General features: G+C 41.6%; 13 protein-coding genes. 9 read left to right on the top strand and 4 right to left on the bottom strand.

All coding sequences use genetic code 11. The annotated features are described in order from the left end of the window. Window positions 1–64 precede the first annotated feature (64 nt). Window positions 65–2,485: a TonB-dependent receptor gene (locus tag ABEB05_RS09630; protein WP_265789685.1), complete on the top strand. Its 2,421-nt coding sequence runs from the start codon at window positions 65–67 to the stop codon at window positions 2,483–2,485. Between the two features lie 261 nt (window positions 2,486–2,746). Beyond that, the gene (locus ABEB05_RS09625) at window positions 2,747–3,988 is read left to right on the top strand and encodes a hypothetical protein (protein ID WP_265789684.1); all 1,242 of its coding nucleotides are present in this window, start codon (window positions 2,747–2,749) and stop codon (window positions 3,986–3,988) included. 103 nt (window positions 3,989–4,091) lie between these two features. Here ABEB05_RS09625 and ABEB05_RS09620 read toward each other — a convergent pair whose 3' ends face one another. Next, window positions 4,092–5,153 (bottom strand): iron ABC transporter substrate-binding protein, encoded by a 1,062-nt coding sequence (locus ABEB05_RS09620; protein WP_265789683.1) that lies wholly within the window; start codon window positions 5,151–5,153, stop codon window positions 4,092–4,094. 143 nt (window positions 5,154–5,296) lie between these two features. Here ABEB05_RS09620 and hemG point away from each other — a divergent pair, with 143 nt between their 5' ends. Together hemG and pruA are read left to right on the top strand one after the other, a co-directional pair. Next, window positions 5,297–6,661: a protoporphyrinogen oxidase gene (hemG, locus tag ABEB05_RS09615; RefSeq protein WP_265789681.1), complete on the top strand. Its 1,365-nt coding sequence runs from the start codon at window positions 5,297–5,299 to the stop codon at window positions 6,659–6,661. Between the two features lie 105 nt (window positions 6,662–6,766). Beyond that, complete coding sequence (gene pruA / locus ABEB05_RS09610; protein WP_265789680.1) at window positions 6,767–8,398, top strand: L-glutamate gamma-semialdehyde dehydrogenase; 1,632 nt, start codon at window positions 6,767–6,769, stop codon at window positions 8,396–8,398. Window positions 8,399–8,504: 106 nt separating this feature from the next. Here pruA and ABEB05_RS09605 read toward each other — a convergent pair whose 3' ends face one another. Continuing rightward, a complete protein-coding gene (locus ABEB05_RS09605) occupies window positions 8,505–8,957 on the bottom strand; it encodes a hypothetical protein (protein WP_265789679.1) in 453 nt (150 codons plus the stop codon). A gap of 156 nt (window positions 8,958–9,113) precedes the next feature. On the opposite strand from ABEB05_RS09605, the gene ABEB05_RS09600 reads away from it, so the two are divergent. The 5 genes from ABEB05_RS09600 to ABEB05_RS09580 all read left to right on the top strand — a co-directional run bounded on the left by ABEB05_RS09600 (window position 9,114) and on the right by ABEB05_RS09580 (window position 12,263). Beyond that, window positions 9,114–9,929, top strand: a complete 816-nt coding sequence (locus ABEB05_RS09600; RefSeq protein ID WP_265789678.1) for an NAD(P)H-binding protein — start codon at window positions 9,114–9,116, stop codon at window positions 9,927–9,929. Window positions 9,930–10,005: 76 nt separating this feature from the next. Next, the gene (locus ABEB05_RS09595) at window positions 10,006–10,662 is read left to right on the top strand and encodes a CDGSH iron-sulfur domain-containing protein (RefSeq protein WP_265789677.1); all 657 of its coding nucleotides are present in this window, start codon (window positions 10,006–10,008) and stop codon (window positions 10,660–10,662) included. Window positions 10,663–10,775: 113 nt separating this feature from the next. Continuing rightward, window positions 10,776–11,150, top strand: coding sequence for a DUF423 domain-containing protein (locus ABEB05_RS09590; RefSeq protein ID WP_265789675.1), 375 nt, complete (start codon window positions 10,776–10,778; stop codon window positions 11,148–11,150). 208 nt (window positions 11,151–11,358) lie between these two features. Then, window positions 11,359–11,841: a hypothetical protein gene (locus ABEB05_RS09585; RefSeq protein WP_265789673.1), complete on the top strand. Its 483-nt coding sequence runs from the start codon at window positions 11,359–11,361 to the stop codon at window positions 11,839–11,841. A gap of 59 nt (window positions 11,842–11,900) precedes the next feature. Further along, the gene (locus ABEB05_RS09580) at window positions 11,901–12,263 is read left to right on the top strand and encodes an MmcQ/YjbR family DNA-binding protein (protein WP_265789672.1); all 363 of its coding nucleotides are present in this window, start codon (window positions 11,901–11,903) and stop codon (window positions 12,261–12,263) included. Here the strand turns inward: ABEB05_RS09580 and ABEB05_RS09575 are convergent. Beyond that, window positions 12,260–12,577 (bottom strand): DUF6787 family protein, encoded by a 318-nt coding sequence (locus ABEB05_RS09575; protein WP_265789670.1) that lies wholly within the window; start codon window positions 12,575–12,577, stop codon window positions 12,260–12,262. The genes ABEB05_RS09580 and ABEB05_RS09575 overlap by 4 nt on opposite strands. A gap of 11 nt (window positions 12,578–12,588) precedes the next feature. Beyond that, window positions 12,589–13,884, bottom strand: a complete 1,296-nt coding sequence (gene hemL / locus ABEB05_RS09570; protein ID WP_265789668.1) for a glutamate-1-semialdehyde 2,1-aminomutase — start codon at window positions 13,882–13,884, stop codon at window positions 12,589–12,591. Window positions 13,885–13,921: the final 37 nt, after the last annotated feature.

The raw sequence follows: 13,921 nt of genomic DNA, 5'->3' as shown, positions 1-13,921 counted from the left end.
GAAGTACAGCACATTTTTTCCCTTATTAGTCTCTCTGCTCATATGTTTCTGTACCAGTAGCGTCATGGCTCAAAACTATACCCTGTCCGGTACAGTAACAGATAACAGTGGAAATCCCATTGTTAATGCTGATATTTATCTTGCTGATAACAAACAGGATAACAACGAACATACCTTGCCGATTCAATATCAATCTAAAACCACAACCAATAAAAAAGGTTATTACGAAATTAAGAATTTGGCAGCCGGTCAATATCAAGTTATCGTCTATTACCCAGGGAAAAGAACCCAAAGCAGGGAAGTTATTCTTAAAAATTCTGATATAATTCAAGACTTCCAGCTTAAAATGCTGGGAAATATGCTCGAGGAAGTCATTGTAGGAGGAGAGAATGAATCCACGAGTGGCATTACACGGCTTCAATCAGTTGAAGGGGTTTCCATCAATGAAAGTAAAAAGAATGAAGTCCTTGTAATTGAAGACATGACCCTGAACAAGGCCAGCAACAACAGCCGGCAGGTCTATGCCAAAGTACCGGGACTTAATATCTGGCAAAGCGATGATGCCGGAATTCAAACCAGCGTGGGCGGACGGGGTCTGAGTCCAAAGCGTAACTCCAATTTTAATACCCGCCAAAATGGATACGATATTGCCGCCGATGCACTCGGCTATCCCGAAAGTTATTATACGCCGCCCGTTCAGGCGCTTGAACGGATTGAAATCATACGTGGAGCTGCTTCCCTTCAGTATGGAACGCAGTTTGGAGGCATGCTCAATTTTGAGTTTAAGGATGGTCCCCAGAACACCCCCTTTCAACTTAAAAGCACACAATCCTATGGTTCATTCGGACTTTTCAATTCTTTCAATAGTGCAGGTGGCTCTACGGCCGACATAAATTATTATGGGTTTTACCAGTACAAAACCAGTAACGGCTGGCGTCCCAATTCCGAACTTGACCAACATACGGCTTACCTTTCTTTTGATATTGATATAACACCTGATTTTACTATTACACCCGAATACACCCATATGTATTATCTGGCGCATCAACCCGGTGGACTAACCGACGCCCAATTCCGTAACGATCCCAGCCAGTCACATCGGGAGCGAAACTGGTTTAAAGTCAACTGGAATCTATTTGCCTTGGACGCCGATTATATTTTCAATAGCAAGACTCGAATTAATAGTCGCTTTTTTGGGTTAGTTGCAGGACGTGATGCCCTCGGCAACCTTCAGCGAATTGACCGGCTTGATCAGGGAGGTGAGCGTGATCTGTTAAAAGACGACTTCCAAAATTGGGGTAACGAAATGCGCCTTATACATCGCTATCCCCTACTCAACGAACTTTCGGTCTTTTTGGTCGGCACAAGGATCTACAATGGTTATACGCACCGACGGCAGGGAAACGGATCCGATGGAAGCAAACCGGAATTCCGGTATTTAAATCCGGATAATTTAAAAGGATCAGATTTTGACCTGCCTAGTCAAAACCGCTCTATATTTGTTGAAAATATTTTCAATATCACTCCTAAATTTAGCATAACTCCCGGTGCAAGGTTTGAATATATCAACACCGAAGCTGACGGCTACTATCGCAATATAGTCAAAGATCTGGCGGGTAACATTCTTATGGATGAACGTATTGAAGAAGAGCGAAGCCGGGAGCGCTCGTTCCTGTTTTTTGGTGTGGGCTCAAGTTATCGTCATGACAGCCAGCTCGAACTCTATGCTAACTACTCGCAGAATTATCGGGCTATTAATTTTAATGATATCCGAGTGGATGTAGGCAATCTTGAAGTGGACCCGAACATGCAAGACGAACGGGGGTTTAATTTGGATCTGGGTATTCGGGGTCAAATTGATGATCTCTTTAGCTATGATATTACCGGTTTCCACCTTTCATATGAGGATCGCATTGGCACCGTATTACGCACTGAGCCAAATCCTAAATTTAATGGCCTCGTTGACCGTACTTTTCGCTATCGTACCAATATCGCCGATGCCAAAATTTACGGTATCGAATCGTTTACGGAAGTAGATTTACTTTCACTCTTTGGTTCTACCCGGGATGCGCGCCTTTCCCTGTTTACCAATCTGGCGGTTATAAATGCTACATATACGAATTCCAATGAAAATGGCATTGAGGGCAACGAAGTAGAACTTGTTCCTCCCTTTAATCTTAAAACAGGTCTTACCTTCTCTAAAGCGGGCTTTGAGGCTTCTTATCAATATACCTACGTGGCTGAACATTTTTCGGATGCTTCCAATGCCCACCGCACTCCAACAGCTATTGAGGGCATCATTCCTGCTTATCAAGTGATGGATTTTTCGGCTCAATACCACTTTGATCGTCTTAACCTGGAAGCCGGGGTAAATAATCTTACTGATGAAAAATATTTTACGCGTCGCGCTACCGGCTATCCGGGACCGGGCATCATTCCTGCCAAAGTTCGCAACTTCTATATTTCTCTGGGGATTCAAATTTAATAATACATATAGGGAATATAACTGACCCTGAACAATTCAAATCTTCAGTTTTAGTACAGATTTCATTCATGTTTAGTACATATTGCGCTCTTATACTAATTAAGCACCCCACATAGGTAAGGATTTTTACTGTATTGGTTTTCTTTAAATCTTATTACAAAATTTTATTAAGTCTTTTCTTTATACTTGTATCCGTTTGCGGGGTAAAAATAGAAATCTTGAAACAGAGATTATGATGTCTCTAAATAGTTTTAAAAAATAATGCATAAAGCATATCTATATCCTCTTTTTGCGCTACTCCTCTTTTTTGTACCCGAAACATTACTTGCTCAAGATTCTACAAAAACGATTGATGTATATCTGGATTGTCGCCGGGCATGCGATGAAGGTTACGTTCGAGACGAAATTAATTTTGTCAACTACGTACGAAATCAAGAAGATGCCGATGTTCATCTTCTGATAACAAATCAGCGAACAGGTAGTGGCGGAGAGGAATACACTCTAAAATTTATTGGTGGCAATGAGTTTAAGGGAGTGGATCGAACCCTTACTTACTTTGCCGCAGAATCAGATACTCAGGATGAGGAGCGCATTGGCCTTAACCGATACATTAAAAGAGGCCTGTTTTTCTACCTGATTGATCGGCCTATCGCTGATGAGCTGAATATTAATTATGAGGCTACAGAAGGGAGTTCCCAGTCAGACGCAGAAAGTGACAGTTGGAATTACTGGGTGTTTGATATACGGGCTGATACTGACATTGAAGGGGAGGAATCTGAGAAAGAGTTCGGGCTCAGGGGCCGTATAAGTGCTGAGCGAATAACACCGGAATGGAAATTTGAATTTGATGTAAGTCAGTTTTACGAGCGTCAAACCTTTGAGGACGACGAAGAAACCAGAACCTTTATAAGAGAAAGTCGTGGCGCCGATCTGTTATTAGTTAAAAGTCTGAGTGACCATTGGTCGGCGGGCATTTTCACAAGAGTAGGTCATTCTACCCGGAACAATTATGATCTGCGTATCGAAGGAAGTCCCGCTGTAGAATACAGTGTTTTTCCCTACCGTGAATTCACAGAACGACAAATTACATTTATGTACAGGTTAACTGGTGGGTATTATGATTACAATGATATCACAATTTATGGTAAAAACTCTGAACGGCTAATGCGACAACAGCTGAGTTCTGATATTGAATTCACTCAGCCCTGGGGAGAATTTGAAGCAAACATAAATGCCTCTGCTTTTCTTCATGATTTTAACAAAAATCGACTCGATACAGAAGTTCAGCTTGACTTTCGAGTCTTTCGCGGACTCTCGTTTTATATCTCTGGTGAATATGCATGGATCAATAATCAGCTTTCCATACCTGCAGGAGACATCACAGACGAAGAGCAGCTGCTTAACCTTCGTCAACGGCTTACTTCTTATTCGTACGAGGTGCGTTTTGGACTTGAATTCAGCTTTGGCTCTATTTATAACAATGTAGTTAACCCTCGTCTTTAAGTGACCTATACATATATAAAGGAGGCTTTGCAAAGCCTCTAAAAATAAAAAAGCCCTGCCGAAAAAACGGACAGGGCTTTACTAATTAAATCTCTTGTCAACTTTAAATTATTCCAACCTCACGAAGAAGATTCAGCGTACCTTCGAGCTGCTGTAACTGTTCAAAGTCATAATCGGGACTCAACTGTAGAGCTTCATCCGCTTCCAGCATATAATCGGGAAGTGCCACATTATCCATCACCGGATATTCATTAACCGATTCGGCGGCATACTCCTGTGCCTGTTTTGACAGCAAAAAACTCAAGAATCTTTGGGCTAGCTCCGGACTATCCGCTGTCTGAAGTTGAGACGCTCCCGTTACCAATGCCAAGTTACCAATATCACCTTTTGCAAAGTGATAGGTCTCAATACTGGCATTGGGATCTGGCTCTGCTTCACCATAGTGCTCATGATCCTCAAAATATCCTTCCTTACCGCCGTATTTTGTCTGGATTACGTAGTAGTGATTTGTAAGCCCCATATCAATTTCTCCCGCTAAAATTGCCTGTACCATCGGCGTATTTGAGCTGTAGGCTTTGGGATCTAGCGATTGCATATTATTGAGCCAATTCTTAGCAACTTCATCACTTTCAGTAAGTCGTAATGCCGTGATAAAATCGTAAAAGCTGGAGTAGGTAGGCGTCCATCCAACACGTCCCTGGAGCTCTTCCATTTCGGGTAAATCAAGCACCGAGCCGGGAAGATCGGATGTATCAACATTTGCAGGATTATAAGCTAATACTCGAAATCGGACTGTCACAGGAACCCACTTCCCGGAAGAAGATCTGTATGCTGCTGGTTTTGAAATCAGTGAATCTGGCAAGGTCGTCAACATCTCCTGCTGGGATGCATTTGCCAGTGCACCGGTAGTATTGGCCCAATAGACATCAGCGGGACTTTGGTCTCCCTCTTCGCTCATTACTGCAAGCAGTTCTGCATCATTGCCGTATCGAACCTTTATATCTATACCCGTCTGTTCTTTAAAATCATCCACCAAGGGATCCACTAATGCTTGGCTTCGTCCCGAATATACTATCAGCTCGTCACTATCAGTTGATCCACCACAAGCAGTTAGTATAACTGCAGATAGTACTACTAATATTGTTGTTGAAAAATAATTCATCATATTCATTGTCTGTTCTTCACTGTTCATTTATATGTAATGCCTATTATTAATAAACTTATCCTGGTTTTGATTGACAAAAACAGGCATGCATTAATTTAGATTAGTTCTAATTAAGATGCCAAAAGTATAGATTTTCTTACACAATGACTAAAAAAAATTCAACGGTTGGTATTTTGGGAGCTGGCATATCGGGACTTAGTACCGCATATGCTTTATCACAAAAGAATATTAACGTAACGGTTTACGAAAAAGAGGCCGTAGTAGGGGGAGCTATTAAAACTGCTTCTATTAATGACTGGTTAGTTGAAGAAGGTCCCAATACATTAATGATTAAATCGCCGGAATTATGGGAGCTTCTTGACAGTCTAGGACTTAATGACATAATAGTAGAAGCCAACAATATTGCTAAAAAACGTTATGTTGTTAAGAATAATCGTCCAATCCCTCTCCCTTTATCTGTTTCTGATTTTCTAAAAACAAGCCTACTCTCCTTAAACGCTAAGTTCCGACTTCTTAAAGAACCTTTTGTGGCAAAGCAAGAGCAATCGGACGAATCAATCGCTTCCTTTATTAGCCGCCGACTTGGTTCCGAACCGCTGGATTATGCCATTAATCCTTTCGTATCTGGTATTTATGCAGGAGATCCAAAAAAATTGTCCGTTAAGCACACCTTTGCCCCACTCTGGGAAATGGAGCAGGAGCATGGCAGTCTCCTCAAAGGAGCTATCAAGCGAGATCGGAAGAATTCATCAATAAAACGGTCGCTCATCTCTTTCAAAGAAGGCAACCAAACGCTCCCAAAAGCTATGGCCGGAGCTATTTCCGGGACCATTGATATAGAGACTGAAATAACCTCTATTACTAATAAAGATTCCCATTGGGAAGTAGGTGGCAATACTAAGGGTATGCCTTTTACTCAGACCCACGATGTTATCATTTCAACCCTACCTGCCCACAGCCTTTCTTCGATCTTCAATATATCGATACCCGACGAACTAAACGAGCTTCCTTATGCTCCAATAAGCGTAATCGCACTGGGATTCAGATCTAGTCAAATCGAACACCCATTGGACGGCTTTGGAATGCTTATTCCCGAAGTGGAAGATCGCCGGACTCTGGGTGTACTTTTTTCATCCACCCTCTTCCCGAATCGGGTACCCAAGGATCATGAGCTGTTGACTTGTTTTATTGGAGGTGCCCGAAATCCCGGGCTGGCTTCCAAGCCTAAGCAGGAGCTTCAATCTATTATTATGGATGAAATAGGGGAATTGCTTAATATTTCAGGCGATCCGATTTTTACTCATCATCGCTATTGGAAAAAAAATATCCCTCAGTATGAGGTAGGATACGACCAGTATTTAAAGCAGATCGAAGAGATCGAAAAAAAGCATAACGGTCTTTTTCTGGATGGTAATTTCCGAGGCGGAGTTTCCGTACCTGATTGTATTCTATCCGGATTCAAAACTGCTAAAAAGACCGAAACATTTCTTGAATCACTTTCCAGTTGATGAATGACCATGCCATCAATTCTGTAAAATTTTTTATACCTTACAATATTGAAAAAATAAGTATTCCGCAGTCAAGAAAATCCGAAAACAAAGCAACACAGAATTATGTCTAATGCATTTTTTGAAATTCGGGAACCGGAGAACGAGTCATATAACTCGTACGCCCCAGGCACTCCCGAACGCGAAGAGTTACGTGAAGAGATCAATCGTTTAAAGAATCAAGAAATTCAAATTCCGGCCATTATCGGCGGCAAGGAAGTAAAAACTGATCGACAAGAGGATGTGGTAATGCCTCACAACCACAGCCACAAGTTAGGAACCGTTCATTTATGTGGCCAAAAAGAGGTGGATATGGCTATAGAGGCAGCCTTGGAAGCACGCAAACAATGGGCTGACATGCCGTGGGAAGAACGCGCCTCCATCTACTTAAAGGCTGCTGACCTTGTTACCGGTCCTTACCGATACACCATGAACGCCTCTACCATGTTGGGGCAGTCCAAAACCCCGCATCAGTCCGAAATTGAAGCAGTAGGAGAATTTGCTGATTTCCTGCGATTTAATGCCTATTACCTGCAGGAAATCTATGAAAAGCAGCCCTACTCTCCAGAGGGCATGTGGAACCGCATGGAATACCGCCCACTCGAAGGTTTTGTGTTTGCAGTTACCCCCTTTAACTTTACGGCCATAGCCGGAAATTTGCCGCTGGCTCCTGCCCTCTGCGGTAACGTTTCCCTCTGGAAGCCCGCAACTTCCTCTATTTATTCCAGCTACTTTATAATGAAAGTATTGAAAGAAGCAGGAATGCCTGATGGGGTCATTAACTTTCTGCCAGGTAGCGGTGCAGACGTGGGCGATCCGGTTATTAAAAGTGAACACCTATCGGGATTACATTTCACCGGATCTACCAATACTTTCCAATACCTTTGGAAAAGTATTGCTGAGAATATCGAAAAATATAATACGTATCCACGCATTGTTGGTGAAACAGGCGGTAAAGATTTCATCTTTGCTCATGAATCAGCGGATGTCGATGCCGTAGTTATTGCTGCTATTCGGGCCGCTTATGAATACCAAGGTCAAAAATGCTCGGCGGCCTCCCGCATGTATATCCCCGACTCGATATGGGATGAATTTCGTGACAAATTCCTCGATGAAGTTAAGGATGTAAACTATGGCGATGTAGAAGACTTCACTAACTTTATGGGGGCAGTAATCGACCAGAAAGCATTCGACAATATCACTTCGTATATCGACTACGTGAAAGAGTCGGACGACGGTGAAATTCTCTATGGCGGTAATTATGATGACTCCGAAGGATACTTTGTAGAACCGACGTTAGTGCTGGCCCATGATCCAAAATTTAAGACTATGGAGGAAGAAATTTTTGGTCCGGTACTTACCGTTTATGTCTATGAAGATGAAAAATTCGAGGAAACGCTGGAACTCTGCGATAATACCTCCCCATATGCATTAACTGGTGCTATATTTGCCCAAGAGCGCTATGCGCTTAAGAAGATGGCCGATTATCTGCGTCAGGCCGCCGGTAATTTTTACATCAATGATAAACCGACCGCAGCTATTGTCAACCAGCAACCTTTTGGAGGTGCCCGAAAATCCGGAACCAACGACAAAGCCGGCAGTGCTGCCAACCTAATGCGCTGGATATCGGTTCGATCCATAAAAGAAACAACCGTACCGGCCAAAGATTGGACCTATCCTTATATGGATGAAGAGTAAATCCCTGAAAGATCTGCAGTACATTATTTTTCAACTGAATATTTATACAAAAGGCCCGATCATGAAATCGGGCCTTTTACTCCATTCACTAAGAAAAAACTATTAGCTATTGAGACTTTTCTATCCCCAAATCTGCTTTTAATTCCTGGAGATCTTCTTTAAAGCTTGAGTATTGATCTTTCAAATCACTTTTTATGGATTCAAGGTTCTCAATTGAACCGGATTTCACCTCTTCGTAAGTGGCATTAAGCTGCTCTCTCTGTTCCTTCAGATTATTCCATCGTTCTTCAACTTCGGGCTCGATCTCTTCTGATTGATCATTAATGGCTTCCTCAATCTGTGCCATCTCTTTATCAAGCTCTTGCTCCAGTTGCTCCAGTTCGCTCACAAATTCCTCACTCATTGAGTCCATTTGATCCTGCATGGAATTCATAGCGTCCTCGGTTGTCTGCTCCGCGTTTTCCTGCATCTGACTAGCCTCTTCCTGAGAATTTTCGGAGCAAGCCGAAAATAGCAACGCAAAGGACAATACAATGACTGATAAAATAGTATGTTTCATAGTATTTGACTGTTAAAAATTATTAGTTAACATTAATAGCTGTGATAGCAATTCGTTACTTTATGATACTTAATTATATTTCAGATGTTCCTTGCACTAACAAATCTTAATAGCAAATGTCCTTTCCGGACAAACCATTTTTAAGACCTATCTATTATGGTAATTAGCATTTTAGGATGTGGGTGGCTGGGCCTTCCTCTTGGAGAGCAGCTTCGCGACAAAGACAATATGATTAAAGGATCGACTACCAGATCCGATAAACTAGCACTTCTCAAGGGCAAAAATATTACCCCCTACTTAATTAATTTCAATCCTGAAATAAATAAAGAAGCAAATCAAAGCTTTTGGGATTCAGATCTGCTAATCCTGAATATCCCTCCGGGACGTAAACGAGATAACGTCGAGACCTTCCATGAACAACAGATAAAAGCTATTATAAAACAGCTAGAAGACTCAACGATATCTCATCTTATCTTTGTAAGCTCTACTTCAGTCTACCCTCCCAAACCAGGCATTGTTACCGAAGAAGATGCCCAGCCGGGCAAAGCAGCCCGAAACTCCGGAAATGCTCTCTTAACAGCCGAAAAGCTTTTACAGCAGCAACCCGCATTTGATACGACTATTATTAGGTTCGGAGGACTTTATGGCTACGATCGTCACCCGGTTACTCATTTGTCGGGACGTAAGAATCTCAAAAAAGGGAATGCTCCTGTTAACTTAATTCATCGGGATGATTGTATAGGAATTATTCGGGAAATTATTGATCGGGATATCCGCAACGACGTCTTTAATGGTGTTTCAGATGCCCATCCCCCTAAAAGAATGTATTATCCGGCTGTAGCCAGAGAGCGGGATTTACCACCACCACAATACGCAGAAGATGAAGAGGAAGGCTATAAAGTCGTTTCCAACCAGAAACTAAAACAAGTTCTCAACTATAAATTTAAGTATCCTAACCCAATGGACTTTTGAAAGTAATTGCTTTGTATTGTATAGTAACTAACCATGATTAAGGTAATCTTATCAATTCTGAAATAGCAAAGCTTCCATGAAATTAAATATTCACAATTACGAAACGGATGATATTACTGTTGAATACGACCAGGAACGGTGTATCCATGCTGCTGAATGTGTAAAAAACCTTCCCTCCGTTTTTAATCCTGATAAAAGGCCCTGGATCCAACCTGAAAATGCAACTATAACCCAGATTAAGCGGGTAGTACAGAGCTGTCCCACCGGGGCTTTAAAATACCGCGATGCTGATTCGGAAGAACAACCGGAACCTCAGAATGCCATTATTATCTCACCCGATGGACCGGTTTACTTTCGGGGAAATATAGAAGTACGAAATGCCGAAGGAGAAACGGTACTCAAAGATACTCGTATGGCATTATGCCGTTGCGGACAGTCTGACAACAAGCCGCTCTGTGATAATTCACACCGGGATATACTTTTTGAAGCGCCTGCGGCTTTTGATCCCGAAAAACTGGAATCACCTACAGAAGAAAAGGAAGACAGTGAAAATCCACTCATTATAAAGTTGATGAAAAACGGACCTGCCTTAATTGAAGGTGAGTACCAAGTATTTTCTATTACAGCCCAACCGGTAAGTAGTACAAAAAATATAGCGCTGTGCCGCTGTGGCCAGTCGTCTGCCAAACCGTTCTGCGATGGCACACATAAAGAAGTAGGATTTAAAGGATAAATATCCGCCCACCTGTCGCATTCATTATTTCTTCATTTACATCGGGTATTTTTACGACAGTAATTTATGTAACGGCCAAGTTAAGTATCAGTTTTAGTTGCAAAAAATAAGCTATGCAAAAACTATTTTTAATACTGGGATCTATCATTATGGCTTTGGGGGTTATGATAGGGGCATTTGGAGCTCATGGTCTAAAGAGTATACTCTCCGAAGAGATGATGGAAATTTTCAAAACAGGTGTCCAATACCACTTCTACCATGCTATTGGATTATTCATTGTAGGTATAACGGCGCAATACCTACCCAATTCCAGCCTGCTATACTGGTCAGGTATTTTAATGGTGGCCGGAATCATCATCTTTTCGGGAAGTTTATACCTGTTGTCAACCATGGGATTACGCTGGCTCGGTGCTATTACACCTGTAGGTGGCATATGCTTTATCCTCTCGTGGCTACTCCTTGCCATAGCTGTCTGGAAAGGTTTTTAAAAACGTAGTATTACAATATTACAGACTATAAACTTATACTTGCAGTTCCCATTCATTATTATATCTTTACATTAATTATAAAAGTGCTCTCAAAAGCCCTGACTGCTGCTTGTAAGATATTCTCTGGCACAGTTTTGCAATATACTGTAATAAATCAGCCTGTTTGTTCACCAGCATGCTTAAAAAATACACACATAGGATATTGATCATGCTTTTTTTGGGACTTTTCCCCATGCTTTTACAGGCCCAGAATGAAGTTGACAGGGAACGTAGCTCTCTTAAAGGGATACAGTCGATGGGTTTTTCTGTTAATTATGAAGCACCATCTTCGCTCATAGAAGCTGAAGAAATTGATATATCCTCTTTGCAGAAAATGGGAGAACAATTGCTGAATGATAACAATATAACGGTTATCTCTGAAAAAAAGCTCAAGGAATCGGATCAATTTCCTCTTCTTTACGTTCATATTAATGCTATGAATGCCGGACGGGGACTTATTCCCTTTGCTATTAATGTATATTTCTACCAGCCGGTAAAACTAAGTCTAAACAGGGATCTTCAAACAACTGCAAACACTTGGGAGACTGCAACTTTGGGACTTGTATCATATGATCAGCTAGATGTCATTAATGAATCTGCAAAAGGGTTGATTAATGAATTTATAAATGACTACAAAATGGTTAACAACTAACTCATTTTTTACTACAAAAATTAGCTAACGCCAATAATCTATCACATATAATTACCTTCATGAAGTTAAAGGATTTTAAAAAGTTTTGTCTATCATTCAACGGTACATCAGAAGATTATCCCTTCGATGATAATAACATTTTAGCTATTAATGTTATGGATGAGGTTTTTGCCATAACCGACACAGACAATTTTGAAAGCATAGAAATTAAATGTGATCCGGTTAAAGCAGCTATGCTTCGGGATCTTTATGAGGAAGTTCAACCGGCTGCATATATGGATAAACGGCACTGGAACACTATATATCTCAATGAAGATCTTGATGATGAGCTTATTAAAGAATGGATCAAGGATTCTTATAGCTTAGTCGTAGATTCTCTTGCCCGTAAGAAACAGAAAAAGCTTGAAAAAATGGAGGACTAGCTCTTCTCTCTGATAAACAAGCTTTTTATACGGAGGAGGCTTTTCTTTTCAAAATTCCATACAAATTCAAACTGTCCCAGTATAAAGCCATAAAATAAAAAAAGTAGCTGGTAGGCAGGAAAGACAATGATGATCCAAGCCACGATTTCAATCCAAAGAGGAGTCTCCCCATCTATCCCCAACCAGCTAAAGGCGGCACTTCTAACAAAGAGCACCGATATCCCTGTTATAGAAAAAATAACCAGGATTATCAAAACACTTCCCAGCGTTTCCACTCCCCATCTTTCTTTCATTTTTTCAATAAATTCTCCCATATATCCGATACTTATATCTTATTAAGAGCTTGCTCTATCGATGCACCAGCAGCATCCAGTGTTTGATCCAGCATCTCTTTTGTCAGTGAATTTGCTAAAAACAGCGACTCGAAGGGAGAAGGAGGTAAATAAATACCATTCTTAAGCATGGCATGGAAAAAGGCTTTAAACAATTCTTGATCTGTGGTATTTGCCGTCTCAAAATTAACAACTTCTTCTTCCGTAAAGAAAAAGCCCAGCATAGAACCAACACGATTTAAATGTACCGGCACATCATAGTCAGTAAAAACTTCGGATAATCCGGTATACAGATAGGTAGTCTTTTCCTCCAATTCATCATAATGTACAGGGTTTTCATGTAATTCAGACAAAAGCGTGTAACCGGCAATCATCGCCAGCGGATTACCAGAAAGCGTACCAGCCTGGTAAACAGGCCCGTCGGGTGACACTACTTGCATGATCTCTTCCTTTCCGCCAAAAGCCCCGACCGGTAAACCGGCACCAATTATTTTGCCATAGGTGACCAAATCAGCGGTAACTCCATAACGTTGCTGGGCACCCCCCTGAGCTACACGGAAACCGGTCATTACTTCATCAAAGATAAGCACAACATCATGGCCATTACAAAGTTCACGGAGCCCGCTCAAAAATCCCTTCTGGGGAGGAATGCACCCCATATTTCCGGCTACAGGCTCTACAATAATAGCAGCGACCTCATCTTCAAATTCATTCAGCAGCTGCTTTACTGAATTTAAATCGTTATAGTCCGCTGTTAATGTATCATTTGCAGTTCCTTCGGTTACCCCCGGGCTACTGGGAGTACCGAGTGTGAGAGCGCCGCTACCGGCGTTAATAAGGAAGGAATCCCCATGACCGTGATAGTTCCCTTGAAACTTGATCACTTTATCTCGCCCGGTATATCCCCGGGCCACACGGATAGCGCTCATGCATGCTTCGGTCCCGGAATTTACCATGCGAATCTTATCCACGCCCGGTACCATACGCTTAACCAACTCCGCCATTTTAACTTCCAGTTCAGTCGGCGCCCCAAATGAAGTTGATTTGGCTGCTGTTTCCTGAACCGCTTCGATAACTGGCTCATAAGCATGTCCCAGAATCATTGGTCCCCAAGACCCCACATAATCTATATATTCTTTACCATCTACATCAGTGAGAATCGATCCTTCAGCTTTTTCCATAAATACCGGTGATCCGCCTACGGAGTTAAAAGCGCGTGCGGGAGAGTTTACTCCACCGGGAATGGATTGCTTAGCTCGTTCAAATAATTCTTTACTTGTTTCTAACATATTCTAAAATAAATTCTCTGTCATTTCGAACGTAGTG

It is taken from the genome of Fodinibius salicampi (genome assembly GCF_039545095.1).
Taxonomy (GTDB): domain Bacteria; phylum Bacteroidota; class Rhodothermia; order Balneolales; family Balneolaceae; genus Fodinibius; species Fodinibius salicampi.
This window is presented reverse-complemented; position numbering and strand designations above follow the sequence as displayed.